The organism is Acinetobacter sp. MD2(2019) (assembly GCF_035615615.1).
Classification (GTDB): Bacteria; Pseudomonadota; Gammaproteobacteria; order Pseudomonadales; family Moraxellaceae; genus Acinetobacter.
Genome location: NZ_VTDU01000001.1, coordinates 214,479 through 241,446, shown reverse-complemented (window position 1 = coordinate 241,446; position 26,968 = coordinate 214,479). Strand labels below are relative to the sequence as shown.

The following is a 26,968-nucleotide window of genomic DNA, read 5'->3' as shown; positions in this document are numbered from 1 at the left end:
TCTCGAACTGTTTTATTATAGCGAGCATAAGTCGTTGATTAGTACAGGGCATTCTTTTGCAAAATCGTAAATTAAAAATAGGCATTGTTGTGGGCGAGGTTTCAGGAGATACCTTAGGCGCTGAACTCATGCAACGTTTTCACGATTTAGGCATAGATGTCGAGTTCGAAGGGATTGGCGGCCCGCAAATGATTGCTGCTGGCTTTAACAGTTTATATCCTATGGAAACGCTAGCGGTAATGGGTATTGTTGAAGTTTTAAAAGACTTAAAACAATTATTTGCAGTCAGAGATGGACTCATTGAGCGCTGGACCAAACAGCCTGTCGATATTTTTATTGGTATTGATGCCCCCGATTTTAATTTAAGAGTGTCAAAAAAAATTAAGCAACAACAACTCCCAATTAAAACTGTGCAGTATGTCAGTCCATCGGTTTGGGCGTGGCGACAAAAACGGGTCTATGGCATTAAACAAAATATTGATTTGGTGATGTGCTTATTTCCTTTTGAAAAAGCGTTTTATCAAAAATACCAAGTCCCTGCAATTTTTGTTGGGCATCCGCTGGCGAAGCAATTACCGTTACAGCACAATGTCTTACAGGCAAGACAAGCATTAAATTTAAATGAAGCGGGGCAATATATTGCCTTGTTGCCGGGCAGTCGCCGCAGTGAGGTTGAGCGACTTGCGCCGTTGGTATTTTCAGCAGGGGAAATTCTGGCAAAAAAATATCCAAATTATCAGTTTTTGGTGCCTGCAATTAATGCACAACGGCAGCAGCAAATTGCGCAAATTTTACAAGGCTATCCTGCAAGTTTTCAGCACAAAGTTCATATATTGGAAAACCAATATACCGAGTCTAAAATTGGTCGCATGGTGATGCAAGCCAGTGACATTGTGGCTTTGGCATCGGGGACGGCAACTTTAGAGGCAATGTTATTGCATCGCCCTATGGTCACTTTTTATAAGCTGCATTGGTTAACCTACCAAATTGTGAAATTCTTGGTGAAAATTCCTTATTATTCGCTGCCAAACATTATTGCAGGTAAAAAAGTCATTGCTGAATTAATTCAACAACAAGCATCACCTGAATTATTGGCAGCTGAAATTGAAAAATTAATGAACACCGAGCAAGCGCAGTTGCAGACTTTGCAGCATGTTTCCATGCATAAACAACTCATTTCGGGCGATACTCAAGATCCTGTACATGCCATTTTAGGATTACTTGAGTAAGCCGTATTGTTTGCTTATTCCGCTCTGAGGGTAATTTGATAACCTGTATATTTACGGATATTAATTACCCCTGAATCCATAAGAAGATATTGCCCTTTAATGCCTTGCAGCTTGCCGCGAATGGTTGGGGTTTTATCTAAATTATGAGATTTAATTTTCTCTGGATAAAAATCAACAGGGTAAACAAATTCACGCATTTGTTCATGGTCAAGCAATTCAATGCCTTCTGAAAAATCTAAATTTTGGCTAAATTCATCACGAATTTTTTGAATTTTAGTGGAAAACTCAGTGAAAAGTTGTTCTCTGAATTCAACCAAATTAAGTGGTTCTGCTTCACCTTTTAGTAGTTTTCGCCAATCGGTTTTATCCGCCACTTGTTCGCCAAACATAATTTCGAGTTGTCCTGAAAGTCTGCGTGAACCGACTTTCATAATGGGAAGCGCTTGCGTTGCACCTTGGTCAAGCCAGCGTGTTGGCATTTGTCCGAGGCGGGTAATGCCGACTTTCAGCGCGCTCGAATTGGCCAAATACACAATGTGTGGCTGAAAACAAATATTTTGGGCAAAGCTTTCTTCGCGGCAAGTACCTAAATGATAGTGGCACGTTTCAGGCTTCATAATGCACATATCACATGCAGCTTTGGTCTTAAAGCATTTAAAACAGTGACCTTGAGAATACGACTTAGGGGTTTTACTCCCACACGAAACACAATAAATTTGCCCAGCCCATTCAATTTCTACTTCTTGACCCAGTTGGAAAGGCAGTTCAATCTTTGTTTCATCTAAAATAAATTGGTACTCAACATTTGCCTTTTGGGTATTGTGTTCAGTTACACTACTATTGGCTAAACTGGCATGCATTTTATGGCAGATGCCTTGTAATTCCATATAAAATTTCTCACTTACAATTTTAAAGGTGCGGTTTCATGGCAAAACATAATGTCATTACTTCTATGCTAGACGATTTATGTCGGGAGCAGCCGATTCAAACAGCATTATGTATGGGTCAAAATCTTGCACAATACGATTCAGCACAAACCATTCATTGGCAACATTTTAGCGTATCTGAACTGCTAAGTCTGCCTTTTACACAGCGCTACGACCTAGCCGTTGTGTTTTTAGATCTAGAAGAAATTGCCGCTTTGCCACAACAACACAAAACCCAAATGTTGGTGAAGTTGCGAGATTTATTTGCAAAACGGTTGGTTGTGGTTTGTTTGCAGTCCGACACGCAATTAATGCGCGCGTTGGGATTAACCAAAATGTTAGATCAAACGCAACCCAAGGCCGATTTAAGCTTATGGCAATTTAATATTTTAACCTATAAGCATGTGCCAGATTGGTTCAATTCTAAGTTCTGGGCCAATCCTGAAAATTGGAATAAATTTAGATGGTAATATGAGAATACCGATACCAAACAGAAACATTTTGACGCTGTTTTTAAGGCTATATTAGTTACAGACTAAAACATACCACACAGAGAGATTGAGCATGTCAGATTTAACAAAACTTGTAGAACAGCTTGCAGCACAAGCGCTTTCAGGCCAGCAAAATAACAACAGTTCTGGTGGATTAGGTGGAATTTTAGGTGGTGTGCTTGGGCAGCTGGGTGGCCAATCACAAAATCAAACTTCGTCAGGTGCAGGTGGTATCCTCGGTTCAATTTTAGGTCAATTTACAGGAAATAATAGTGCAGGTGGGAATGCCTCTTCATTATTGGTTGCGGTGCTTCCTTTAATTTTGAATTGGATTCAGCAACAAGGTGGTTTAAATGGTGCGTTAGATAAATTGCGTACCAGTGGTTTAGCAGACCAAGTTCAAAGTTGGGTTGACCCAAATCAAAGCAATCAAACCAATGTGAGTCCAGACCAAGTTCAGTCTTTATTTAACGATCAAGACATTCAAAACGTTGCGGAACAAACTCAAAGCCAACCGCAAGATATTTATGCGGCTATTGCCAGTGTTATTCCACAAGTAATTGACCACTTAACTCCAAAAGGCGAGCACTCAGACACTGAAGCTGCCAACACAGATATTCAAAATGTTTTAAATATTGCATCGCAATTTTTTAAATAATTTAAGCGATAAAAAACCGGATCAATGATCCGGTTTTTTTACGACATGGAAATTGAAAACTTATAAAGCTGCTTTAATTTTTTCAGCATTGGCTTTAATTTTTTCCATATCGCCCATTTCGGCCGCGTGATTACGCATAGCCTGAATGGAGCTTGGAACTAAATGGAAGTGAACATGCGGAACAGTTTGTCCGGCTGCTTCACCCGAAAGTTGCATAAGTACAATGCCTTTTGCATCGAGCGCTTTTTCAATGGCACGAGCCACTTTTTGTACCACTTGAATGGTATAAGCTGCATCTTCAGCGTTCAGGTCAAGCAAAGTCACTGCTTGGGCTTTCGGAATCACCAAAGTGTGACCTTCTGCCTGTGGCATGATATCCATAAACGCAAGAACACGCTCATCTTCATAAACTTTTATTGCAGGAATTTCATTGCGTAAAATTTTTGCAAAAATATTTTGGTCATCATATGCCATTTAAAAATCCTTAAGATTAAACTTATTTACAGTTTAACTCTTTCTGACGCGCCTTAATTTGGTCTAGGCGTTGTTGTTCTTTATCTGAAAATTTAGGTTTAGTGGTAAAACAGTTTTGGTTGCCGTATTTTGCTTTGGCAGCCTCGTCACTAAAACAATAACCTTTTGCTGCATAAATTAGGTTATGGTCGTCTTCGAGTTTCTGGCATTCAGCAGTGGCCGCATAGGCGCTAGATAGGCCGATAAAACCAGTGAACGCAGCAAAACTAAGCGTTAGAAATGTTTTCATATTATCCTCATGTGTAACACGATATGTCTTGTACACATTTCTAATATGACGACTGCAACATTAAAATGCAATCGCTTAAACTTAATCTAATGTAATTTTACTTCATAATTCATACATTATTACTGTAAATGCCGTTTGTGGTTTGATGAATCATTGCTTCGATTTATTCAAATTTGGCCAGCAGCGCATTAAATCATCAGTAAGCGTATTGTTTTTTATTTGACGCATCGCACAATAAAGTTATTATCATTATTTTTCATAAGCTTATATTGATTTATATTAAAGAAATTTAATTTCAAATTATTGTTTAACTATTCGCCTGTAACGCTAGATTATCGCTTGACCTGAATAGTAATAAGTGCTCAAAATGTTAGCAAATTTTTTTTGTAAAATTTGAGACTATAATGAGTCAACATGATGATGTGCAGTACCAACAAGATACTTTAGCTATACGTTCAGGGCATACACGAACTTTTGAAGGCGAGCATGACGAGCCAATTTTTTTAACGTCTTCATTTGTCTATAAAAATGCAGAAGAAGCGGCCAATAAATTTCAAGGCAAAGAGCCGGGCAATATTTATTCGCGCTTTACTAATCCAACCGTGGCGATGTTTGAAAAGCGTTTAGCCGCTTTTGAAGGTGCAGAACGTGCTGTTGCAACCGGTTCGGGCATGGGCGCAATTTTAGCGATTGCAATGGCGTATTTAAAAGCCGGCGATCATGTTATTTGCTCGCGTGACGTTTTTGGTTCAACCGTGGGTTTGTTTGAACGTTATATTGCAAAGTTTGGTGTGGCGGTCGATTTTGTTGATTTAACCGATTTATCTGCATGGAAAGCCTTAATTCGTCCTGAAACAAAGCTTTTATTTATAGAATCGCCGTCGAACCCGTTGGCGGTAATTGCTGATATTCCCGCGTTGGCTGAAATTGCCCATGCCAATAATGCCTTACTTGCGGTAGATAACACGCTGTGCACCCCCATTTTACAAAAGCCATTACAGTTAGGTGCGGACTTAGTGGTGTATTCAGCAACCAAATATATTGATGGCCAAGGACGAACTTTGGGCGGGGCGGTGGTTGGTGGGCATCAACTCCTTGAAGAAGTCTTTGGTGTGGTGCGTACGCTTGGACCGTCAATGAGTCCATTTAATGCGTGGGTGTTCTTAAAAGGCTTAGAAACTTTACGTTTAAGAATGAATGCCCATTCACAAAATGCACAAATTTTGGCTGAATGGTTAAGTAAGCACGAAAAAGTTGAACAAGTTTACTATGCCGGATTGCCTGAACATGCCGGACATGAACTTGCCAAAAAACAGCAGTTGGGCTTTGGTGGTATTGTTTCATTTGAAGTTAAAGGTGGGCGAGATGCTGCATGGAAAGTCATCGACAGCACACAATTTATTTCCATTACAGGGAATTTAGGCGATGCAAAATCGACCATTACCCATCCTGCAACCACCACACATGGTAAATTATCGCCAGAAGCGAAGCTTGCAGCAGGAATTCGTGAAGGATTAATCCGTGTTTCTGTTGGTCTAGAGGATATCCATGATATTATCGCAGACCTTTCACGCGGACTTGATCTGATTTAAATTTGGGAGATGCGAAATGAACATTAATATGTTGATGCAACAAGCGCAGCGTATGCAAAAAGATATGGAAGCCAATATTAAAAAGGCCAAAGCTCAACTTGCAGAAACTGAAGTGCATGCAGAAGCAGGTGGTGGATTGGTTAAAGTAACCATGACTTGCCGTCATGTGGTGAAACGTATTGAAATTAATCCTGAATTGTTACAAGACGATGCGGATATGATTGAAGATTTGATTGCTGCCGCAATGAATGATGCAGCACGTCAAGCTGAAACAATTACTGAAGACACCATGAAAGCTGCCAATGCTGGTTCAGGCTTACCAGCCGGCCTTTCGGGTTTATTCTAAGAGTAATTATTGCGTGTTTAGTCAACGTTTTGAAGAACTGGTACAAGCATTGCGTGTTTTGCCTAGCGTTGGGCCAAAATCGGCTCAGCGCATGGCACTGCATTTGGTGATGAAAAACCGTGAAGGTGCAGTATTTTTAGCACAAGCTTTAAATGAAGCAGCCAGCTATATTCATGCATGTCAGGTTTGTAACTCACTTACAGAACATGATATTTGTGAAATTTGTGCATCGCATGAGCGCGATGAACAAGTGTTGTGTGTGGTTGAATCCCCAGCCGATGTCATGGCGATTGAGCACAGTGGCAGTTTTAAAGGCAAATATCATGTCTTGGGTGGGCATTTATCGCCGCTAGATGGAATTGGCCCTGACGAAATTGGCATTCCTGCATTGGTTGAGCGTTTAAGTCAAAATATCATTCAAGAAGTGATTATTGCGACCAATGCAACCGTTGAAGGGCAAGCCACTGCGCATTATTTATTAGAGTCGTGTAAGCATTTATCGCTTCGAATGACGCGAATTGCACAAGGCGTGCCACAAGGCGGTGAACTCGAATATGTCGACAGTCATACCTTAAGTCAGGCTGTACATAATCGAATGCAACTCAAATAACGCGCCATTGTACAAAAAATATCAGCTTGATGGCCGAATGTTCGAAAAGACAATTTAAAGATGTCAAAAACTTTGTTTTTGATAGATAATTTAAACGTATTATTTTTTATGTTTTCTGCATTAACATATTTAATTGTTTATTAAAAATATGTTGATGTGTTTGATTTAATTCATGGCATCGAGCATTTCGTCCAAACATGTATCAATTTATCCAAGAGCAACAACAACTGAACCACGTTTTGGATATCATGAATCAAAGTGCTGTTTATGCGCTGGATAGTGAATTCATTAAGGTCGATACCTTTTGGCCGAAACTGGGCGTGTTTCAAATTAATGTCGCCAATCAGGTGTATCTGCTCGATGGCGCACGTCTGGATTTAAATCCATTCTGGGAAAAAATTTGTAGCGCAAAGCAAAATGTTTTCCATGCTTGCAGCGAAGATATTGATTTAATTTATCATTATGCAAAAGTTGCTGAATTAAATAATGTCTTCGATACGCAAATTGCAATGTCATTTTTAGGGCATGGTTTGCAAGTCAGTTACCAAAATGCGTTAAAAAGTGTTTTAAATATTGAAATTGAGAAAGACCAAACCCGTTCAGATTGGTTGGCGCGTCCGTTAAGTGACAAACAATTATGTTATGCCGCCAACGATGTGATTTATTTACAACAATTGTCCGATCAATTGCAGCAACAGCTAAATCAAAAGCAATTGCTTGGCTTTGTCTTAGAAGATTGTGTGAGTTTGACCCAAGAAATTGCACAAGAAACGCCTGTTGAATGTTTATATTTAGATGTCGGAAATTATCGTCATTCACGCCGTCAGCTCATGCAATTACAGCAGTTGGCTGCTTGGCGAGAGCAATTAATTAAAGTCTTGAACGTGCCGCGCAGTTTTATTTTAAAAAATGCCACCATGATTGATTTGGTTGAAAAAAATCCAAAAAATCATTTTCAGCTTTCAACCATTAAACAGATACGCCCGAATATTATTCGCGAATATGGTAAAACTATTTTAGATTTACTTAAATTTTTACCAGAAAAAGATGCTTGGCCGCTAAGCATGTCGCGACCTGTAAAAATGGTCACGCCTGACATTGCCCAGCGTGTTGAAATGCACATTCATGGCGTTGCGCAAAACCTAGATATTCCAAAAGATATTCTCATGCGTAAAAAATGGTTAAATGAGCTATATCATCATGTGGTTTTTCAAAAACCTGAATATGATTTTTCACCTTATTTAACCGGTTGGCGCTATGAGCTTTTAACACGGCCATTACTCGATATTCTGCAAAATGATATCACCAATTTAAGACAACAAATGAAAGTCGCCCCTTAACGCCTCATTTTCCTATACAATAAAAGCACGACTGATGCGTCAATGAAGTCGCTATCGGCTGTTTTTAATTTCTTATATGCTTCTACCAAGAGTGCTGTTTCTATGCATTGTGATATTTACCGTTCTAGCAAAAAAGACGAAATGTATTTATACGTGGCAACGCCTGCCCAAGAAAATACAGATCCTTTTGAAATTATTCCTGAAGCTGTGCGTCAGGCGTTTGGTAAACCAACATTTGTTATGCATCTAGAGCTTCATGAGCAACGTAAATTGGCACGTGTAAATGTTTTACATGTGATGGATTCGTTACAAACCAAAGGCTTCTTCATGCAAATGCCGCCAGAAGGATTAATTAATCCAAATGCGGTAGAACCTGAGGGCTTGCGTGGTGCTTGATACAACAGGAATCTTTCAGCAAATGTGGTCGGTGTTGGATAATTTCCGCGAAGATACCTTGGCTGTGAGTGTCTATGTGATTGGTGCAACCATTGTGTTATTGGCTTGGTATTTTATGACTAAGCCATATCCCAAATTTTGTTTTGTATCGACCTTAATTGCCTTTGCTTGTATTGTAACGCCCACGGTTTCAGAAGGGACAAATGCGTCGCTTGCACCTGCCATTTTTGGTTTGCTTTTTGGCGTGTTAACGCACGACAAACAGTTAATTCAGTTAAATCTAGGTTCAATTTTATTTGTGATAGGTTTGGGTTGTGTGGTTGGGTTTTGTTGGAGTAAATGGAACAAACGTGCATCTGTAACGCGAAACAGCACCCCACTATAAATGAAATTTCGTTGTGAGGGAGTGATATGTCTAGCAAAACCGCATCTTTTGAAGGAACCACGCAGTATATTGCAACAGATGGCTTAAAGCTGGCTGTGAATGCTGCAATCACCCTACAAAAACCACTTTTAATTAAAGGTGAACCTGGTACAGGCAAAACACTTTTAGCCGAACAGATTGCACAAAGCTTAGGTTTGGAATTAAAAACGTGGCATATTAAATCGACCACCAAAGCCCAACAAGGCTTATACGAGTACGATGCGGTTTCACGTTTGCGCGACAGTCAGTTGGGTGATGATCGGGTTTATGATATTAAAAACTATATTAAACCTGGTAAGTTGTGGGACGCATTTCAAAGCCAAGAACGTTGTGTTTTGTTGATTGATGAAATTGATAAAGCAGATATTGAATTTCCAAACGATTTATTGCATGAATTAGACAAAATGTCTTTTTATGTGTATGAAACTGGCGAAACCATTCAGGCACAACAGCGCCCCATAGTGATTATTACTTCAAACAATGAAAAAGAATTACCCGATGCCTTTTTGCGCCGTTGTTTTTTTCATTACATCGAATTTCCAGATGCCGACACCATGCAGCAAATTATCGCGGCACATTTTCCAAATGTTGCTTACCAATTAGTGAATCGTGCATTAGAAATCTTTTTCCAAATTCGTAAAATTCCCAATTTAAAAAAACCACCCTCTACGTCAGAATTGATCGACTGGCTAAGCTTGTTAATGGCAGATGAATTGGCCGAACAACAACTGCATCAAACCGATGCGGCTTCTGCTTTGCCACCGCTATATGGTGCATTAATTAAAAATGAACAAGATTTACAGTTATTAGAGCGTTTGGCTTTTATGTCTCGCCGTTGAGGTGTTAGATGTTTATTCGGCTATTTTATACATTACGAAAATTTGGTGTGCCTGTCAGCACGCAAGAATTGCTCGATTTAAATCATGCTGTAGCACACGATTTAGCTTTTGCTGATATGCAGCAGTTTTATCAGTTAGCCCGACTGATTTTGGTTAAAGATGAACGATATTTCGACAAATTTGATCGTGCATTTCAGGCATATCTGCAAGCATTACCAGACGTTGAAATTGATGATTTACTCAAGCAATTAAACCACATTCCCAAATCTTGGTTAGACTTAGAGCTTTTGGAAAAAAACTTAACTGCCGGGCAACGTGCACAGCTACAACAAGCCAATTCGTTGCAAGAACTATTGCAACAGTTAGAGCAACGTTTAGCAGAGCAGCATAAAAAGCACCAAGGTGGTAACCGTATGATTGGTACAGGGGGAACATCTCCTTTTGGTGCTTATGGTGACCATCCGCAGGGGATTCGCATTGGTGGGCCCAGTCGAAAACATCGTGCTGTAAAAGTGTGGGAACAACGACAATATCGTAATCTAGATGATGATCAAATATTGGGTTCAAGGCAAATGCAAATGGCACTGCGCAGATTGCGTAAATTTGCTAGACAAGGTACGCCGTTAGAATTGGATATTGATCAAACCATTCAAAAAACAGCACAAAATGGCCTATTAGATATTCAATTGGTTGCACAAAGGCGCAATGGTATAAAAGTGTTGATGCTGTTTGATGTGGGCGGCTCTATGGATGCGCACATTCAGCAATGCGAGCAATTATTTACAGCTGCAAAGCAACAATTTAAAAGTTTAGATTATTTCTATTTTCACAACTGTATTTATGACAACGTTTGGAAAGACAACGCTCGGCGGCAGGCGAGTGCTTTCTCTACATGGGATTTATTACACAAATATGGCCAAGATTACTGCGTGATTGTGGTGGGCGATGCCAGCATGGCACCATACGAGCTTGGTGCGATGGGTGGTTCAGTTGAATATATGAATGAGGAAACGGGAAGGGTTTGGTTGCAGCGTATTTATCAACATTTTAAAAAAATAGCTTGGCTAAACCCTGAAACAGAAAATTATTGGCAATACACGCAAACCATTGGTCAGATTCAGCAAATTTTTGAACAGCATATGTATCCATTAAGCTTAAATGGCTTAGAACAGATGACTCAATATTTGGCAAAATAATCTGCGAAGCAACAAGCGTATTCTGCGCTTGTTGCGCGGTTTTAGCTGGTAATATAACGTTGTAATTGCTCAATTAAGTCGTGCTGATCTTGAATGGTCGCTTTGACTAAATCGCCAATGGCAACTAATCCAACCAATACTTCATTTTCAAGCACAGGCAAATGGCGTAAATGTCGGTCAGTCATGAGGGTTAAGCATTCTTCGACACTATTATTCAAACGAACGCTAATTACGTTTGCCGTCATAATTTCGCTCACCAAGGTATCTTCTGCATTTAAGCTATGTAAAATGACTTTTCGTGCGCAATCGCGTTCCGATAAAATACCAACCACACGCTGATGTTCAGTGACAATTACCGCCCCAATGTCTTGCGTGGTCATTAAGTTGACTGCATCTACGATAGAGGCATCGGGTGAAATGGTAAAAATGGTCGAATTCTTTTTTTGCTGGATGACTTGAGATACTGTGGTCATAACTGGCTATCCTTCGTTTGTTGTTTTTGTCTAAGATTAGATTGGAATGAAACTCAAGCTTTTGCAAGTCGAAAAATAAAAAAATGTGTACAGTAGAGGTCAAAAAATTAATGCATTAAAAAACGCCACCAAGGTGACGTTGTTTTAAGCTTTCATTGTGGCGAAGTTTTGCCAATACTGTGCCTTTAAGCTATCTCGTTCAACACGGAAACCTTGATAATAAAGTTCCGCTAAAAACAATGCTGCTTTTCCATGCCCAGCACGAGCGACGTTTTCTAGATCTGTTACGGCATCTGCAAAATTCATTTGTGATTGAATTGTGTTGACTGCAGAAGAATAAACATGTTCTAAGTCTTGTTGAGTCGATTGTTGCATCATATAAGGTTCCTTATTTTAATTATGACTACAATAGATTTCTTGCATAATTATTTAAATTAAAAGCGATGTTTTAATTAAATCCAGTAAAATAGAATCAAATATTAGCTAATTTTTGATTTATGCAAGAAGTCTAATATAACTTCAATTTAAATAACTTCACTTGAAGTAAAAATAGAATAACTGAATTACATTTAAGTTTTATTACAGTGAAATTCTAAAGTCAATGTATAGATGGGGATTTATCCCTCTAATACAAGTAAAATGCAGTTTATATGATTAAAAAGTGACCGTAAAGATTTTTTTTGTTATATTGGAATGAAAAGATAACAAGGAGAAGCACTTATGATAACTACAATTGATGGTTTCGAGTTCAGCAGTCCGTTAAACCCTGAGCAAGTGGCGTCGCTTGCTAAATTTCATCGGCAACAACTAAATGCAGCTATTTATAACGAAAACCAGCACATTGGTAATATGGGAATCGGACATCGGACCAAAATTGCTGAATTGACCAAAGACTTTCCAGTTGAAGAGCAAAAAGAGTTTTATCGTATTTATAATCAAACCTTATATGCTTTGGCAGACGACCCTTTACATCCGCCACATGCAGCGCATCAAGGCAATATTATGTTATTGGTGCTGATGTTGGTGATTATTGCCGCAGTTTTATATTATATTTTTATCAGGCACATCACAACGTCATACTAAGCTTGAGTTAATTATAGATCGGGTCGATTTATAATTGTTATTGTGTCGTTTAAGCATGATCAATTATACTGATGTTTAATCGAGGTTGATCATGTTTAAATCGATAGATATTTTAACTGTTGTAAAGTCTAAGTTTTCTTTTGCATATTATGTGCATTATTTTATTGTTTTTCTTGTGTTTATCGTATTGGTGTTGGGTTATTTATTATTGACTGCGCCTATTCAAACCACACAATTTTCAAATATTCAGCAATTGGCTTCCATGGGGCAATATCCCCAAACGCAATCTTTAGCGAGCTCATTGTTGCAGCAACCCCAAATTAATAAGCAGCAATATTTTAGGCTTATTCGTGCATTCCAGTACGAACAACGCGCCATTCAGCACTATCCGGCACTTGATCCTGAACATCGTAACAGATAAAGATTTTATCCATTTGCGACAGCAGCAAGCACCCGTAATTTATGCTAAACTTTTATTTTTAATGTGATGTTTTTTTCGAAGGATGAGCATGCAACAGAACACACACGGGCAAACAAAACTTTTGATTGATGCCGAAATTGGTGATGATGATGTCACTTTACCAAGTTTACCTGCTGTGGATGTGCCCATTATTGAGCAGAAAATAGAACAGCCTCAAAATTTAGACACCGATGAAGATAAACCGAAAAAAGGTTTCTTTGGTCGAATGAAAGAAGGCTTAACCAAAACCCGTAAAAGCTTTGCCGATGGAATGGTTAACATTTTAATTGGTGGTAAAGAAATTGATGATGAATTATTAGAAGAAGTTGAAGAACAACTTCTGGTTGCAGATATTGGTGTTGAAGCAACTAAAACTATTATTACCAACTTAACTGAACGTACTGCGCGTGGCGATTTAATTTATTCACATGCCTTATATAAAGCGTTGCAAGAAGAATTGGTGGCATTACTTGCACCACGTGTGAAGCCTTTACATATCGATCCGCAAAAAAATCCGTATGTGATTTTAATGGTTGGTGTAAATGGCGTTGGTAAAACCACGACCATTGGTAAACTTGCAAAACGTTTGCAAGGCGAGGGTAAAAAAGTCATGCTTGCTGCGGGCGATACTTTCCGTGCCGCTGCCACCGAACAATTACAAATTTGGGGCGAGCGCAATAATATTGCAGTTGTGGCGCAAGGACATGGTGCAGACAGTGCTTCAGTAATTTTCGATGCTTTTGAAAGTGCCCGTGCTAAAGGTGTAGATGTTTTAATTGCAGATACCGCAGGTCGTTTGCATAACAAAAGCAACCTAATGGAAGAGCTTAAAAAAGTTAAACGCGTCATGCAAAAAATTGATGCCACCGCGCCACATGAAATTATGTTGGTGGTCGATGCGGGTACTGGGCAAAATGCAATTAACCAAGTACAAGAATTTGACCAAGCTGTTGGGCTTACAGGCATTACCATCACCAAATTAGATGGTACAGCCAAAGGCGGCGTATTATTTAATATTGCTAGCCGCACTCATGTGCCAATACGATTTATTGGCGTGGGCGAAAAAATTGACGATTTGCGTCCATTTTCGGCTAAATCGTTTGTTGCAGCCTTATTTGAAACAGAAAAATAAAATTGTTGCACGTCATGCAGTTTCGTTTTATAAACGGCATGACGTGCAAATAAAAAGAATTTTTGCTACTGGTTTTGTCTATTCTAAAAATAGAACACTGTGTTAATCGTAAGCTACTTTGTCTTTATTTTATAAAATCCTACACTGTTACTCATCAAATTTTATATCAAGCATATAATAAGGAGTCTGATTATGTCCTTTATTGAACAAATTGAAAAACGCCGCACAATTTATGCAATTGGCAACCAAGTTGCTTTATCAAACCAACAAATTGAAGACCTGATTAAGCATGTTGTGCGTCAAAGTCCTTCTTCGTTTAACTCGCAGTCGTCTCGCGTGGTAATTTTGCTTGATGCATCGCATCAAAAATTTTGGAACATCGTTTTAGAAACGTTGCGTAAAATGGTTCCAGCAGAAGCATTTGAAACAACAGCGAAAAAAATCGCGAGTTTTGCTGCGGGTAAGGGCACGGCATTGTTTTATGAAGATCAAGATGTCATTCAATCTCTGCAAGCAAAATTTGCAGCGTATGCCGACAATTTCCCAGTTTGGTCGGAGCATTCAACGGCAATTGCACAATTCGCGGTTTGGACTGCTTTGTCAGAACAAGGGATTGGTGCATCGTTACAGCATTACAATCCAATTGTAGATCAAGAAACAGCAGCAACTTTTGATGTGCCTGCAAATTGGAAATTACGTGCGCAATTGGTGTTTGGTTCAATTGAAGCTCCTGCATCAGAAAAAACGTATATCGCAGATGAGTTGCGTTTCAAAACGTTTGAATAATTCATATTGTAAAAAACCAGCAGAAGATGCTGGTTTTTTACGTTTTATGTTTTAACAGCAATAAAAAACCTCCAAACTTGTGGAGGTTTTTTATTTGGGTGGTTAATGCACAAGCCAAACATAATAACCAATGAACATTAGCGGCCAAGAAATAAGTGGGCTAAATAACCATCTCCATAACCAAAACTCGGGTTTAAAACCAACACCATGAATAAATCCACCTGAAATACCAAGCATAACTAACATGAGTTGCGGATGGCTATAATGTCCATTTGCATCTAGCATCAGCGATGGATAAATCATAAGTATTGCGGCAAGCGGCAATGCCAACGTAAATGAGAGAATCATACTGATGATTCGCATTGCCCCTTTGGGTTGAGGTGATGTTGTCATTGCATTTGCCATGGTTTTATTCCTCATCTAAATTTTGATGATGCTCAATATAAAGTGCACTGAGAACACCTGCAAAACACGCCATTAAAATTCCGAGAATCCAAGCGAAATACCACATCTGTCATTCTCCTTTTAATACAAACTATGTGAGTGAGTTTCAATATGTTTGTTGGTGATTACACCCCACATTTTGTAGTAGCACCACGTGGTGTAACACAAAATGATCGGTACAAAGATTGCCGCAGCAACAGTCATTACACCCAAGGTTTTATGGCTAGATACAGCATCCCACATAGTTAAGCTTGAGGTTAAGTCAATACTAGATGGCAACAAGAATGGGAACAGGGCAAAACCTGCGGTTAAAATTGCACCCACAATGCTTAAACTGGTACCAGTAAAGCTTAGACCTGCTTTATTTAAGCCACCTGCCAAAATGGTAATGATGCCACCCAAAATAGCCACAATCGGCGCAAGCATGGTGATTGGATAAGTTGAGTAGTTGTTCATCCATCCATGATTGGCATTATTAACCACGTGTTTAGTGAGTGGGTTAATGGCTGTGTTGGTTGCAAGAGGCTCAGCCAAGCTGTATCCCTGAATTGAACCGAAATATAACCATGCACCGGCAATTAAGAAACAGGCTAAAAAGACCATACCCATTAGCTGCGTTGCTTTTGCTGAACGTTGGCGCAATATGTCATCGGTACGTAACATTAACCATGCACCACCATGAGCACAGAGCATAGACAGACTCACAATGCCACAGACTAAGGCAAAGGGATTTAGTAGGGCAAAGAAACTGCCTGTATAGGTTGAGCGTAAGGTGTCATCGAATTGGAATGGAACACCTTGGAATAAGTTACCAAACGCCACGCCAAATACGAGGGCAGGCACAGCACCGCCCATACATAAGCCCCAATCCCAAGAGGTACGCCATTTGGTATTTTCAAGTTTAGAGCGATAGTCAAAGCCGACAGGACGTAAGAATAGGGCAAATAACACCAATAATAGCGCCCAATACATGCCTGAGAAGGCGACGGCATAAACCATTGGCCATGCCGCAAATAAGGCACCGCCTGCAGTAATAAACCAAACTTGGTTGCCATCCCAATGTGGGGCGATGGTGTTAATGGCTGCGCGGCGTTCATTATCGGTTTTACCCACAAACGGCATGATGGCCATAGATCCCATATCGAACCCATCGGTCAATGCAAATCCAATGAGCAGTACACCCACCAATACCCACCAAACAATTTTTAATAGTTCATATTCGATCATGATTATGCCTCCCCAACAGAAGAATCATGTAGAGGTTGTTTGTTTGTTTCGAAGTGATATTTGCCTGTATGTAATGAACTTGGGCCTAGGCGAGCAAATTTAATCATTAAATACATTTCAATAATCAGCAACACGGTATAGAACGCAACCAAGGCTAAAATAGAACCTGCAAGGTCTGCTGTGCTTAAGCTTGAGGCAGATAAATGCGTTGGCAAGACTTCACCAATGGTCCAAGGTTGACGACCACCTTCAGCCACATACCAACCTGTTTGTGCTGCAAGCCAAGGTAACGGTAAAGAGAACAGGGCAAATTTAAGTAACCACGGTTTGTTTTCGGCATTGCGTTTTGCAACCGCCCATGTGGTGAGTACAAACAGAAGTAGCATTAAGAAACCAGCAACAACCATGGCACGGAAGCTGAAGAATAATGCTTTCACATTAGGAATGCTGTCTTTTACAGCCGACTGAATTTGTTCGTCAGACGCTTGAGTGACATCGTTGGTATATTTTTTAACAAGTAAGCCATATCCCAAATCTTTTTGGCTGTCTTTAAACGCTGCTAAAAGTTCAGGTGATGTATTGCCTGCGCGAAGTTGCTCAAGTTGTCCATATGCAACCATGCCATTACGAATACGAGCTTCGTGCTCTTGCATCAAGTCTTTAATGCCAGTGACTTGACCATCGGTTGAGCGTGTTGCAATTAAACCCAAAACATAAGGAATTTTAATGGCGTAGTCGGTGCGCATTTCTTTTTGGTTTGGAATACCAAATAAGGTGAAGCTAGCAGGCGCTGGCTCTGTATTCCATTCCGCTTCAATGGCTGCTAATTTGGTTTTTTGTACATCACCAATTTCATAGCCCGATTCATCGCCCAGTAAAATGACCGATAGAGTCGATGCAAGACCAAAAATGGCAGCAATGGCAAAAGAGCGGCGTGCAAACGGTAAATCACGTTTTTTGAGTAAGTAGTAGCTTGAAATGGCTAAAACAAAAATGGCACCTGTGACATAACCTGCAGAAACTGTATGTACGAATTTTACTTGCGCAACAGGGTTAAAAATAAGTGCACCGAAGTCGGTCAGTTCCATACGCATGGTTTCAAAGTTAAATGCTGCACCGACGGGGTTTTGCATCCAACCATTGGCAACCAAAATCCACAATGCAGACATGTTTGAACCAATCGCAACCAACCATGTCACAGCTAAATGCTGCCCGCGTGAAAGTCGTTCCCAACCAAAAAAGAACAAGCCCACAAAGGTTGACTCGAGGAAGAAGGCCATGAGTCCTTCAATGGCTAAAGGCGCACCAAAAATATCACCCACGTAATGTGAGTAATAGGCCCAGTTTGTTCCGAATTGGAACTCCATGGTTAAGCCTGTAGTGACACCGAGTGCGAAGTTAATGCCGAATAATTTGCCCCAAAATTTGGTCATATCCTTGTAAATTTCTTTGCCTGAAACCACATAGGTGGTTTCCATAATGGCAAGAATAAAGGCCAAACCAAGGGTTAGTGGAACAAATAAAAAGTGATACATCGCTGTCATTGCAAATTGCAAACGCGAAAGATCGACCACGCTTTCAGAAATCATCAACGTGTCTCCTTAGTTTCAGATGAGTTACCCGAAATATGCTGGGCAGTTTGAGTGTTAAAATCTTTAGGGATAGTTGGAGAATTAAACCAAATTGATTTAATGAGCATGAGTACCGCAACTTTAATAACCAAAATAATGGCGATTTCTCTGCTCAGTTTTTGGTTTGGTGTTTTATTTTTTAAGCCCATTTAAAATAAGCCTACAATATATTTGTTAATTTATTATCGGACAAAAATAACAAAAAATAAACAAAGAATTGATAAAAAAACAATTTAATTTTTAACTATATAAAACAGTATCTTATTGTTTAATTTGTGCGTAATTTATTCTAAATAAACCTGACAAAAATACTCTGAATTACTAAAAATAAATACAACTAAAATGGTTGGAATTATCAAATTTTAAATATTTTAATAAAAATATTTTGAGAAATAGTTTTTGTTTTATGTTTATTTAAGTATTTTGTAGATTATTTTTATTACATAGTTAAGGTTGGTTGTTTTTTGATTAATTGCGGTTGAGGTTTTAAGATCAATAAAATAGAGCTTTTACGTTAATTTAAATACCCAAGACGATTTGCTAAATTGACTCAGCTTTAATGAATACATTTTTTTAAAAAGCTAAAAGCTAAAAGCTGGTTGATATGGGTTGTGCATGGCCTGAAGGTTGAAAATTTGTGCTGTTTGCTTAGGACTCAAGAAACATCCATTGAGCTTGCAACTTAAGGCTTTAAAATATTGTAATTGCTCGAATGAAAAAGCTATATCCAAAATGAAATTCTGCTATAATTCACGGTCTTTTTTATTGTTCAGACTTAAAGATTATGCATTATCCTAAAGTGTACGATGTTATCGTTATTGGTGGTGGTCACGCAGGTACGGAAGCAGCGCTTGCTGCTGCGCGTATGGGGCGACAGACTTTACTGCTAACTCATAATATTGAAACTTTGGGGCAGATGAGCTGTAACCCTGCCATTGGGGGAATTGGTAAGTCTCATTTGGTGCGAGAAATTGATGCTTTAGGCGGTGCGATGGCATTGGCTGCCGACAAAGGCGGTATTCAATTTCGTATTTTAAATTCGCGCAAAGGCGCGGCCGTTCGTGCAACACGTGCGCAAGCTGACCGTGTGCGTTATAAAGCGGCCATTCGCGAAACCTTAGAAAACCAAGCCAATTTGGATATTTTCCAACAAGCCGCAGACGATTTAATTGTTGATGGCGATACGGTCAAAGGTGTAGTGACCCAAATGGGCATTCGTTTTGATGCCAAAACAGTAGTACTCACCACAGGGACTTTCTTAGGTGGTGTGATTCACGTTGGTTTAGAAAAATCGAGCGGTGGTCGTGCAGGCGATCCACCTTCAATTGCGCTTGCAGATCGTTTACGTGAGCTTAAATTACCGGTTGGGCGTTTAAAAACGGGTACACCACCACGTATTGATGCTCGTTCAGTTGATTTTTCAGTAATGACCGCACAGCCGGGCGATTTCCCATCGCCAGTGATGTCATTTATGGGCGATGCGTCAATGCATCCTGAGCAAGTTAGCTGTTATATCACCCATACCAATGAAAAAACCCACGACATTATTCGCGGTGGTTTAGATCGTTCGCCAATGTACACCGGTGTGATTGAAGGCGTTGGCCCACGTTATTGCCCATCGATTGAAGATAAAATCCACCGTTTTGCCGATAAAGACTCACATCAAGTGTTCTTGGAGCCTGAAGGTTTAGATACGCACGAATTGTATCCAAATGGCATTTCAACTTCGTTGCCATTTGATGTGCAGTTTGAATTGGTACGCTCAATTCGTGGTATGGAAAACGCGCATATTTTACGTCCGGGTTATGCTATTGAATACGATTACTTTAATCCGCAAGCTTTGAAATTTACCTTAGAAACCAAAGCCATTAATAATTTGTATTTTGCCGGTCAAATTAATGGCACAACGGGCTATGAAGAAGCGGGCGCACAAGGATTACTTGCTGGATTGAATGCGGCTCGCCGTGCATGGGATCAAGAACAATGGACGCCAAAACGCGATGAAGCGTATTTGGGCGTGTTGGTTGACGATTTAATCACGCTTGGTACCAAAGAACCGTACCGTATGTTCACCTCACGTGCCGAATATCGCTTAATGCTGCGTGAAGACAATGCAGACCAACGTTTGACTTCAATTGGGCGTGAAATGGGCTTGGTGGACGATACGCGTTGGGCGGCGTACTGTGAAAAAATGGAAGCCGTAGAAACCGAATTGGGTCGTTTAAAACATTTATGGGCTGCACCAAATAACCCAATGGGTAAGCAGTTTGTAGAAATGACCGGTGCAGACTTAAGTAAAGAATGTAGCGCGGTTGATTTGTTAAAGCGTCCAAACATTAACTTTAGCCAAATTGCAGAATTAACCGGTTCGCAAGTTTCACAACAAGTGGGCGAGCAAATTGAAATTGCGGTGAAATACGAAGGTTACATTAATCGCCAGCATGAAGATGTCGCGCAAATGAAACGCTTAGAAGAAACGCGTATTCCTGCCGATTTTGATTACGATGTAGTTTCAGGTTTATCACGTGAAATTACCTTGAAGTTAAAAGATATTCGACCAGAAACCTTAGCGCAAGCCAATCGTATTCCGGGTGTGACACCTGCAGCTGTACAATTGGTGATGATTACAATTCGTAAAAATGCCCAAATGAAGAAAGCTGCAACCGTTTAAATACTTTTAGATTTTGCTTAAAAAACCTGCCATAGCGCAGGTTTTTTATTGCATCACTGATCTACATGCATTTTATTTTTTAAATGCTACGTTGTAGCAGAAGAATAAAATCTGAAATTATGCATATAGATAGAAAAAATTTAGGTTCATCCTATTTTAGGATTCTTCATAAACCTGTTGTGCCACTTCAATGGGTTCAATTTTTAATATTTTATTGCCAAAGCTTCGAAGCCACCAAACCAGTTGTGAGGTGAACGGGACAGTCGCTTGAATTTCAATATCTTGGTGGTTTAAATTGGTAATGACCTGATCTTTACTTAATTGAGATTCATAGAAGGTTTGTGCATCATAATCACGCATAGTCAGTTTTAATTGCACTAATTCCGATGGTTTGTTGCTATCAATTCTAAATCCTAACCCCCCGGCGTCGATATAACGGTCGATATCGAAGTTAACCGGGTGCAATGCACGCTGTTTTGACAGCGTTGCTGCTTTAAAACGATGCAAAGCAAAAGTTTGTACATCGCTACCATCATTTCGGGTGCAAATTAAATAAATAATCGCACCTTTTTGAACCAAGCCTAAAGGATTTAAAATATACGATTTTTCTTCTCTGCCTCGACCTTGATACAAGCATTCAATTTGTTTATCTTGCAATAATCCTTCATAAATCGTTTGTTGTGCCTGCTGATTAATTGTTGGAGGAATCAGAGGTTGGCTCGCCGGTACAATCCGAACCCGATTCACCCATTGGCGTACGTTGTTTTGGCTAGATAAACTGCGCCGAGCAAGATCAAACCAAGGATTCATTTCATCGATTAAACTTGGTGGAAGAAGGTGTTTTAAGTGTTCTTCAACCATCATAAAGGTGACCGCCTGAGAGCTGGTCATATGCGGAAGACTTTGAATGGGGGCATCCGATTTCCAGCGCCAACCTTGCGGTGTTTCTTTGTTATTTTCAATTAAAAAGCGTTGCGCGAGCTGGTTTAAGTCGCGTTGAATGGTTCTGAGGCTAACATTAATGCCTTCGCGTGCCAGCGATTCTTGAATAAAACGCGTGCCTGTCCATTTCCCCGTGCCCAGCAAAGACAGCGTTTGCCATTGACGATATAGGCTGTTGGAAGTTTCTTTTTCTTGTGTAGACATAATGTTTCAAATTTTTTCGTGCGAGAAAGGTATGCTTAACCATAGAAAAATTAGGTGAATTTTGCAAGAGATTCAGTCCATCTCATCAATCATAACGCTTCTATTTCATCAATAAGATGGTGTACAGTGGTTAAGCGTATTAAAGTAATAGAATTATAAATGTGAATGCTGTCACGCTTTTTGGCATTCATTTTGCTTAAGTTAATTGACCTTCATAATAAAAGGGAGAGGTTGATATGCTAAAAGACAACAAAGAAACCCTAGAACGATCAGAAGCTATAACCGCAGGAGTACTCTCGACTGGTTTAACTCAACAGCATGTTCAATCTACATTACAGTGTCCAAATAATATGTTACAAGAATTAAAATCTAAATTTTTCAATGAAATGTCGGACGATCCGCATATGTCTGCAGATGCCTGTCGTAACATTGAAAAGTGGTTATTTAGTCGCAGTTTAACCGAACTTAAAAGTTTAAATGAAAAAGCCAAAGAATTTTTCCTTTATCACGGCATTACTTTTACCGTATACGGCGATGATGAAGGCACCGAGAGAACCATTCCTTATGATTTAATCCCGCGCGTCATTGCAAAAAAACAGTGGGATAAAATTTCTGCAGGTTGTGTGCAACGCGTACGCGCACTGAATTATTTTTTAGATGATGTTTATAACGCACAAGAGATTTTAAAAGCCGATATTATTCCGGAATTACAAGTTTTAAGCCATGAAGCCTTCCAGCCACATATGCTTAACTTTAAATTGAAAGGCAAGATTTATTCGCAAATCAGCGGTATTGATATTATTCGCGATAACAGCGGCGAATTTTATGTTTTAGAAGATAATTTAAGAACACCGTCTGGCGTGTCTTACATGCTTGAAAGTAGAAAAATCAGCAAGCAGTTAATGCCAGATTTATGTGCACAAACCAATTTGCATGAAATTGAACAATACCCACAGTTATTACGAGCCATTTTAGAAGAAAATGCACTGGTTGATAACCCTTGTGTGGTGGTGTTGAGTCCGGGGCGTTTTAATAGTGCTTTTTATGAACATGCCTTTTTAGCCCGAGAAATGGATGTGCCATTAGTGACTGGGCAAGACTTATTTGTAGAAAACGAAAAAGTCTATGTTAAAACCATTCGCGGCAAACAGCGTATAGATGTCATTTATCGCCGTTTAGATGATGCTTTTATCGACCCACTGTGTTTTAGACCAGACAGTTGCTTAGGTGTTCCGGGCTTAATGTCTGCATATTTAAAACAAAATGTCGTTATTGCCAATGCACCAGGTACAGGTGTCGCCGATGATAAATCTATTTATCCATATGTCGATAAAATGATTTCTTATTACTTAAATGAAACTCCAATTTTAAAAAATGTGCCGACCTATCAATGTCGTGATGCAAAAGATTTAGATTTTGTATTAGAAAACATGCCACAGCTTGTTGTCAAAGAAGCACAAGGTTCTGGTGGTTATGGCATGCTGATTGGCCCACAAGCCAGTGCAAAAGAGGTTGAGGAATTCAGACAAAAAGTTCAAGCACAGCCGCATTTATACATTGCTCAGCCAACCTTAGATTTATCTGTTGCGCCAACATTAACCCAAAAGGGAATAGCAGAACGGCATATCGATTTGCGTCCCTTTGTACTCAGTTCGCCCGAGCGTACTGAAATAGTACCCGGAGGATTAACCCGTGTTGCCATGAAAGAAGGCTCACTGGTGGTGAACTCTTCGCAGGGCGGTGGCGTGAAAGATACTTGGGTCATTGAAACTTTAAATGCTTAATTTTGTAGGAAAACGCTGATGCAATTACTTACTTCAAATGCCTACAATATACTTTGGACTGGACGTTATCTGGCTCGAATAGATTTTTTCTGTAAGCATATTCCGCTACAGGAAGATCAGCTTGCACAACAGATTGCTGCGGCTTTTTATCTGCCCGCACAAAATGCCGAAACTTTAAATCGCTTGGTGCTTGATCCAGAGCAGTTATGTTCATTTAATCAATTATTTCAGGCGGTGTATGACAATGTACAATCGTTGCGTGGCGTGTTGTCTAGCAATGGTTATGCCGAACTGAATGCATTATTTAAGCAAAGCAAAAATAATCCGGGTTATATTTGTGATGCTTTGAACGATTTTGACCAAATTTTAGAGGGCGAATCAAATGATTTGTTCTTGTTTTTTAGTTTGGGCAAAACAGTAGAATTATTGGATCATAAAGTGCGTTTGCATGAACCAGCAGATGAGTTGGTTGCGGTGATGGACAGCTTTATGCCCGTTTTACATGACTATGATTGGCGCGAGTTTGAACGCAGTTGGCACGATTTTAAAGCGCAAAAAGACCTCCAATCATTTTTTAGTTTTGTGCAACGCCTGCAACAGGTTTTTGAGATTACTGTATGAAACTGATGGTGAATCACCAAACGCATTATCGTTATACACAGCAGGCATCAAATAGTATCCAGTCGATTAAAATGATGCCTCAAAATGGTCAGCATCAGCATGTACATTCATGGGATATCAGCGTGCCTGGGCAATGCACCTTGCAAAAAGATGCTTTTCATAATGTATGGATGACCAGCACACAGCGCTATGCGTATCATCACCTGACCATTATGGCGCAAGGCATTGTGGAAATTGATGCAAAGCAACACGTTGCGAACCATTCAACGGCATTGCACCCATACATTTTTATGCAACCAACCGTTATGACGGCTTGTAGTCCTGACATGTTGGCTTTTGCATATACGTATGTCAAAGTGAAAGATCTTCAACATTTGCAAAAATTGGCACAAGCTATTTTGGAATATATTCCATATATGCCCAAAGTCACCCATGTCCATAGCTCTGCAATTTCTGTATTTCAGCAGCATGAAAATGGGGGCGTATGTCAGGATCATGCCCATGTCATGATTGCCATGTGCCGAGCCATGGGTTTAGCTGCGCGTTACATTTCTGGTTATTTATATGTGCCTGAAATGACGCATCTGGCGAGTCATGCGTGGGTCGAGGTTTATTTAAATCAAACATGGTATTGTTTCGATGTAAGTAATCAACTGTTCAGTCCAAGTTCGCATATTTACGTGGCGGTTGGACGAGATTATTATGATGTAGCTCCTGTCCGCGGTATACGCGAACAGGGCGGTGTAGAAAGCATGAGTTCCATTGTTCAGGTTCTGGCATGTTAGGGTTGAGTTAAGGATAGTTGTAATGACCTATTGTTGTGCTTTACGTTTAAAAGATGGTCTGGTGTTTATTAGTGATACCCGTACAAATGCTGGTGTTGATCAAATTTCAGTTTTTAGAAAGCTTTATACATTTGGGGTGGAGAGTGAGCGGTTTATTGCAATTCAAACGGCTGGCAATTTGGCGACCACACAGGCGGTAATTGGGCATTTAAGAGACCAATTGGCTTTAAATGAAGAACCTAATTTGTATAGCCTAAGTACGATGTTTGAAGTCGCGCAATTGGTCGGTCGAACCTTACGACAAGTGATTGCAGAAGTCACCGAGAATACCCAAGAACAAAGCAATTATTATTGTAGTTTGTTGGTTGGTGGGCAAATTGGTGAGGCTGAATTGCAGCTATACAATATTTACCCTCAAGGCAATTTTATTTGTGCAACCAAAGACACGCCATTTTTTCAAATTGGTGAAAGTAAGTATGGCAAGCCGATTTTAGATCGTGCATTAACTTACCTAATGCCTTTAGATGAAGCTGTGCGCTGTAGCTTAATTTCCTTCGACTCAACCATACGTTCTAATGTTTCAGTGGGTTTGCCGTTAGATGTTTTGGTGTATAAAGTCGATAGCCTAAGCATTCCAAAAGGAAAGCGTATTACCGCAGAAAATGAATATTTTAAAGAAATTAGTCGGCAATGGTCAGAAACCTTACGCCGTGGTTTGCACGATATTCCCAAACCATCGGATGATTATTTAGAATAGTTTGTTTTTTATAAAATGTTGTTGATTCAAAAGCATATCCACACAGAGTAGATATGCTTTTTTTTGCGATTAAGCTTTAATTTTACGTGTAGGTCGGTTGCTGAGTCGACACAATAACTCATAACCAATGGTGCCACTTGTTTTGGCAACATCATCCACTAAACGTTGTTCGCCCCATAATTCAACAGAGTCGCCAATTTTAAGTGCGTGTCCTGTTGCGTCAATGGTCAGCATATCCATACTGACACGACCAAACAAATTAAGATTCTTTTGGTTTACAACCACAGAATTTTGCGCGATATATGCCCGAGGATAGCCATCGCCATAACCAATCGACACAACGGCAATGTCCATCTCTTTTTCTGCGGTGACGAGCGAGCCATAACCGACTTTCTCACCGGCTTGAATGTGGTTAATTGCAATCACTTCAGCAGAAAACGTCATTACCGGTTTGAGGTCTAGTTCATGCACTGAGCGGTCGGCAAAAGGGGATGCGCCGTATAGCATTACGCCTGGGCGAACATAGTCAAAATGCAGTTCTGGCCATTTTAAGATGGCAGCCGAATTACAGCAAGAGCATAAAATTGGCATGCAAGCCTCACGAACTTGCAAAAATAGTTGTTTTTGCTGCTCGTTCAGTGGGTGATCGTCGCTATCTGCATTGGCAAAGTGCATGGCAAGCACACACTCAAAACCTTCAGCCTTTAAGTTGTTAATGACATCAATAATTTCATCAGCTTTAAAGCCAAGGCGGTTCATACCGCTATTCAGCTTAATCCAAACTTTAAGTTTTTTGGCTTGATAGGCGACTTTATGCTGAATTAACCACTCGACTTGTTGTTGATGGTGCACCATGCATTCAAAGCGTTGATCAATTGCAATCTGCATTTCATCTTCACTAAAAACACCTTCAATTAAGGTAACAAGTTGTTCAAAACCAAGCTGTCGAATTTCGAGTGCTTCACTTAAACAGGCAACCCCAAATGCATCTGTTTGCGCAAGCGCGCTGAGTGAATTTTCTAAGCCATGGCCATAAGCATCTGCTTTTACCATGCTGACAATTTTTGATTTTGGTGCCAGCTGTTTAACGCGATTTAAATTATATTGTAAAGCATCTTGGTTAATGGAAACGGTTGCTTGGCGCACCTTAAAGCTCCT

31 protein-coding genes and 1 pseudogene are annotated in these 26,968 nt (G+C 39.8%); 20 read left to right on the top strand and 12 right to left on the bottom strand.

The window, feature by feature from the left end; genetic code table 11:
- The first annotated feature begins 56 nt into the window (after window positions 1–56).
- The gene (gene lpxB, locus I2F62_RS01140; RefSeq protein ID WP_324625191.1) at window positions 57–1,229 is read left to right on the top strand and encodes a lipid-A-disaccharide synthase; all 1,173 of its coding nucleotides are present in this window, start codon (window positions 57–59) and stop codon (window positions 1,227–1,229) included.
- 14 nt (window positions 1,230–1,243) lie between these two features.
- Here the strand turns inward: lpxB and I2F62_RS01135 are convergent, their stop codons facing one another.
- Window positions 1,244–2,116, bottom strand: coding sequence for a DUF2797 domain-containing protein (locus I2F62_RS01135; RefSeq protein ID WP_324625190.1), 873 nt, complete (start codon window positions 2,114–2,116; stop codon window positions 1,244–1,246).
- A gap of 38 nt (window positions 2,117–2,154) precedes the next feature.
- Here I2F62_RS01135 and I2F62_RS01130 point away from each other — a divergent pair, with 38 nt between their 5' ends.
- The gene (locus I2F62_RS01130; protein ID WP_324625189.1) at window positions 2,155–2,625 is read left to right on the top strand and encodes a DUF6231 family protein; all 471 of its coding nucleotides are present in this window, start codon (window positions 2,155–2,157) and stop codon (window positions 2,623–2,625) included.
- 94 nt (window positions 2,626–2,719) lie between these two features.
- The gene (locus I2F62_RS01125; protein ID WP_324625188.1) at window positions 2,720–3,304 is read left to right on the top strand and encodes a YidB family protein; all 585 of its coding nucleotides are present in this window, start codon (window positions 2,720–2,722) and stop codon (window positions 3,302–3,304) included.
- Window positions 3,305–3,364: 60 nt separating this feature from the next.
- On the opposite strand, the gene I2F62_RS01120 is transcribed toward I2F62_RS01125, so the two are convergent.
- Both I2F62_RS01120 and I2F62_RS01115 read right to left on the bottom strand, forming a co-directional pair.
- The gene (locus tag I2F62_RS01120; RefSeq protein ID WP_324625187.1) at window positions 3,365–3,778 is read right to left on the bottom strand and encodes an HIT family protein; all 414 of its coding nucleotides are present in this window, start codon (window positions 3,776–3,778) and stop codon (window positions 3,365–3,367) included.
- 22 nt (window positions 3,779–3,800) lie between these two features.
- Window positions 3,801–4,067: a YARHG domain-containing protein gene (locus I2F62_RS01115; protein ID WP_324625186.1), complete on the bottom strand. Its 267-nt coding sequence runs from the start codon at window positions 4,065–4,067 to the stop codon at window positions 3,801–3,803.
- Window positions 4,068–4,471: 404 nt separating this feature from the next.
- Here I2F62_RS01115 and I2F62_RS01110 point away from each other — a divergent pair, with 404 nt between their 5' ends.
- The 8 genes and pseudogenes from I2F62_RS01110 to I2F62_RS01075 all read left to right on the top strand — a co-directional run bounded on the left by I2F62_RS01110 (window position 4,472) and on the right by I2F62_RS01075 (window position 10,810).
- Window positions 4,472–5,659: an O-succinylhomoserine sulfhydrylase gene (locus I2F62_RS01110; protein ID WP_324625185.1), complete on the top strand. Its 1,188-nt coding sequence runs from the start codon at window positions 4,472–4,474 to the stop codon at window positions 5,657–5,659.
- Window positions 5,660–5,669: 10 nt separating this feature from the next.
- Window positions 5,670–6,005 (top strand): annotated as a pseudogene (locus I2F62_RS01105) (YbaB/EbfC family nucleoid-associated protein); the annotation flags it as partial.
- A gap of 13 nt (window positions 6,006–6,018) precedes the next feature.
- On the top strand, window positions 6,019–6,615 hold the full coding sequence (recR, locus tag I2F62_RS01100) for a recombination mediator RecR (protein WP_324625184.1): 597 nt from the start codon (window positions 6,019–6,021) through the stop codon (window positions 6,613–6,615).
- A gap of 197 nt (window positions 6,616–6,812) precedes the next feature.
- On the top strand, window positions 6,813–7,955 hold the full coding sequence (locus I2F62_RS01095; RefSeq protein ID WP_324625183.1) for a ribonuclease D: 1,143 nt from the start codon (window positions 6,813–6,815) through the stop codon (window positions 7,953–7,955).
- A gap of 102 nt (window positions 7,956–8,057) precedes the next feature.
- The gene (locus I2F62_RS01090) at window positions 8,058–8,351 is read left to right on the top strand and encodes a YcgL domain-containing protein (RefSeq protein WP_324625182.1); all 294 of its coding nucleotides are present in this window, start codon (window positions 8,058–8,060) and stop codon (window positions 8,349–8,351) included.
- A gap of 22 nt (window positions 8,352–8,373) precedes the next feature.
- A complete protein-coding gene (locus I2F62_RS01085; RefSeq protein WP_324625222.1) occupies window positions 8,374–8,736 on the top strand; it encodes a hypothetical protein in 363 nt (120 codons plus the stop codon).
- A 26-nt stretch (window positions 8,737–8,762) separates the two neighbouring features.
- Complete coding sequence (locus I2F62_RS01080; protein ID WP_324625181.1) at window positions 8,763–9,614, top strand: MoxR family ATPase; 852 nt, start codon at window positions 8,763–8,765, stop codon at window positions 9,612–9,614.
- 8 nt (window positions 9,615–9,622) lie between these two features.
- Window positions 9,623–10,810: a vWA domain-containing protein gene (locus I2F62_RS01075; RefSeq protein ID WP_324625180.1), complete on the top strand. Its 1,188-nt coding sequence runs from the start codon at window positions 9,623–9,625 to the stop codon at window positions 10,808–10,810.
- A 41-nt stretch (window positions 10,811–10,851) separates the two neighbouring features.
- Here the strand turns inward: I2F62_RS01075 and I2F62_RS01070 are convergent, their stop codons facing one another.
- Together I2F62_RS01070 and I2F62_RS01065 are read right to left on the bottom strand one after the other, a co-directional pair.
- Complete coding sequence (locus I2F62_RS01070; RefSeq protein ID WP_324625179.1) at window positions 10,852–11,283, bottom strand: CBS domain-containing protein; 432 nt, start codon at window positions 11,281–11,283, stop codon at window positions 10,852–10,854.
- A 144-nt stretch (window positions 11,284–11,427) separates the two neighbouring features.
- Window positions 11,428–11,661, bottom strand: coding sequence for a hypothetical protein (locus tag I2F62_RS01065; RefSeq protein ID WP_324625178.1), 234 nt, complete (start codon window positions 11,659–11,661; stop codon window positions 11,428–11,430).
- A 342-nt stretch (window positions 11,662–12,003) separates the two neighbouring features.
- Between I2F62_RS01065 and I2F62_RS01060 the strand changes: the two genes are divergently transcribed.
- The 4 genes from I2F62_RS01060 to I2F62_RS01045 all read left to right on the top strand — a co-directional run bounded on the left by I2F62_RS01060 (window position 12,004) and on the right by I2F62_RS01045 (window position 14,744).
- Window positions 12,004–12,366, top strand: coding sequence for a hypothetical protein (locus I2F62_RS01060; protein ID WP_324625177.1), 363 nt, complete (start codon window positions 12,004–12,006; stop codon window positions 12,364–12,366).
- A gap of 91 nt (window positions 12,367–12,457) precedes the next feature.
- Window positions 12,458–12,787, top strand: coding sequence for a hypothetical protein (locus I2F62_RS01055; protein WP_324625176.1), 330 nt, complete (start codon window positions 12,458–12,460; stop codon window positions 12,785–12,787).
- 88 nt (window positions 12,788–12,875) lie between these two features.
- Window positions 12,876–13,958 carry a signal recognition particle-docking protein FtsY gene (ftsY, locus tag I2F62_RS01050; protein WP_324625175.1) on the top strand — a complete coding sequence of 361 codons (1,083 nt, stop codon included), beginning with the start codon at window positions 12,876–12,878 and terminating at the stop codon, window positions 13,956–13,958.
- A gap of 192 nt (window positions 13,959–14,150) precedes the next feature.
- The gene (locus I2F62_RS01045; RefSeq protein ID WP_324625174.1) at window positions 14,151–14,744 is read left to right on the top strand and encodes a nitroreductase family protein; all 594 of its coding nucleotides are present in this window, start codon (window positions 14,151–14,153) and stop codon (window positions 14,742–14,744) included.
- A gap of 102 nt (window positions 14,745–14,846) precedes the next feature.
- On the opposite strand, the gene I2F62_RS01040 is transcribed toward I2F62_RS01045, so the two are convergent.
- Genes I2F62_RS01040 through cydP form a run of 5 tightly spaced genes read right to left on the bottom strand, consistent with a single transcriptional unit; the run spans window position 14,847 to window position 18,195 of the window.
- Complete coding sequence (locus tag I2F62_RS01040) at window positions 14,847–15,149, bottom strand: cyd operon YbgE family protein (RefSeq protein WP_420713693.1); 303 nt, start codon at window positions 15,147–15,149, stop codon at window positions 14,847–14,849.
- 4 nt (window positions 15,150–15,153) lie between these two features.
- Window positions 15,154–15,255, bottom strand: coding sequence for a cytochrome bd-I oxidase subunit CydX (cydX, locus tag I2F62_RS01035; protein WP_000270276.1), 102 nt, complete (start codon window positions 15,253–15,255; stop codon window positions 15,154–15,156).
- A 14-nt stretch (window positions 15,256–15,269) separates the two neighbouring features.
- The gene (gene cydB, locus I2F62_RS01030; RefSeq protein WP_324625173.1) at window positions 15,270–16,415 is read right to left on the bottom strand and encodes a cytochrome d ubiquinol oxidase subunit II; all 1,146 of its coding nucleotides are present in this window, start codon (window positions 16,413–16,415) and stop codon (window positions 15,270–15,272) included.
- A 2-nt stretch (window positions 16,416–16,417) separates the two neighbouring features.
- A complete protein-coding gene (locus I2F62_RS01025) occupies window positions 16,418–18,004 on the bottom strand; it encodes a cytochrome ubiquinol oxidase subunit I (RefSeq protein WP_324625172.1) in 1,587 nt (528 codons plus the stop codon).
- Window positions 18,004–18,195, bottom strand: coding sequence for a cytochrome oxidase putative small subunit CydP (gene cydP, locus I2F62_RS01020; protein ID WP_324625171.1), 192 nt, complete (start codon window positions 18,193–18,195; stop codon window positions 18,004–18,006). The genes I2F62_RS01025 and cydP overlap by 1 nt, the downstream gene beginning before the upstream one ends.
- Before the next feature lie 635 nt (window positions 18,196–18,830).
- On the opposite strand from cydP, the gene mnmG reads away from it, so the two are divergent.
- Entirely contained in the window at window positions 18,831–20,717 is a 1,887-nt protein-coding gene (mnmG, locus tag I2F62_RS01015; protein ID WP_324625170.1) for a tRNA uridine-5-carboxymethylaminomethyl(34) synthesis enzyme MnmG, read from the top strand.
- Window positions 20,718–20,873: 156 nt separating this feature from the next.
- Here mnmG and I2F62_RS01010 read toward each other — a convergent pair whose 3' ends face one another.
- Window positions 20,874–21,863 carry a WYL domain-containing protein gene (locus I2F62_RS01010; protein ID WP_324625169.1) on the bottom strand — a complete coding sequence of 330 codons (990 nt, stop codon included), beginning with the start codon at window positions 21,861–21,863 and terminating at the stop codon, window positions 20,874–20,876.
- Window positions 21,864–22,099: 236 nt separating this feature from the next.
- Here I2F62_RS01010 and I2F62_RS01005 point away from each other — a divergent pair, with 236 nt between their 5' ends.
- Genes I2F62_RS01005 through I2F62_RS00990 form a run of 4 tightly spaced genes read left to right on the top strand, consistent with a single transcriptional unit; the run spans window position 22,100 to window position 25,810 of the window.
- The gene (locus tag I2F62_RS01005) at window positions 22,100–23,647 is read left to right on the top strand and encodes a circularly permuted type 2 ATP-grasp protein (RefSeq protein ID WP_324625168.1); all 1,548 of its coding nucleotides are present in this window, start codon (window positions 22,100–22,102) and stop codon (window positions 23,645–23,647) included.
- Window positions 23,648–23,665: 18 nt separating this feature from the next.
- Window positions 23,666–24,268, top strand: coding sequence for an alpha-E domain-containing protein (locus tag I2F62_RS01000; RefSeq protein WP_324625167.1), 603 nt, complete (start codon window positions 23,666–23,668; stop codon window positions 24,266–24,268).
- The gene (locus I2F62_RS00995) at window positions 24,265–25,053 is read left to right on the top strand and encodes a transglutaminase family protein (RefSeq protein WP_324625166.1); all 789 of its coding nucleotides are present in this window, start codon (window positions 24,265–24,267) and stop codon (window positions 25,051–25,053) included. The genes I2F62_RS01000 and I2F62_RS00995 overlap by 4 nt, the downstream gene beginning before the upstream one ends.
- 22 nt (window positions 25,054–25,075) lie before the next feature.
- Entirely contained in the window at window positions 25,076–25,810 is a 735-nt protein-coding gene (locus tag I2F62_RS00990) for a proteasome-type protease (RefSeq protein WP_324625165.1), read from the top strand.
- 69 nt (window positions 25,811–25,879) lie between these two features.
- On the opposite strand, the gene alr is transcribed toward I2F62_RS00990, so the two are convergent.
- Window positions 25,880–26,956 (bottom strand): alanine racemase, encoded by a 1,077-nt coding sequence (alr, locus tag I2F62_RS00985; protein WP_324625164.1) that lies wholly within the window; start codon window positions 26,954–26,956, stop codon window positions 25,880–25,882.
- Window positions 26,957–26,968 lie beyond the last annotated feature (12 nt).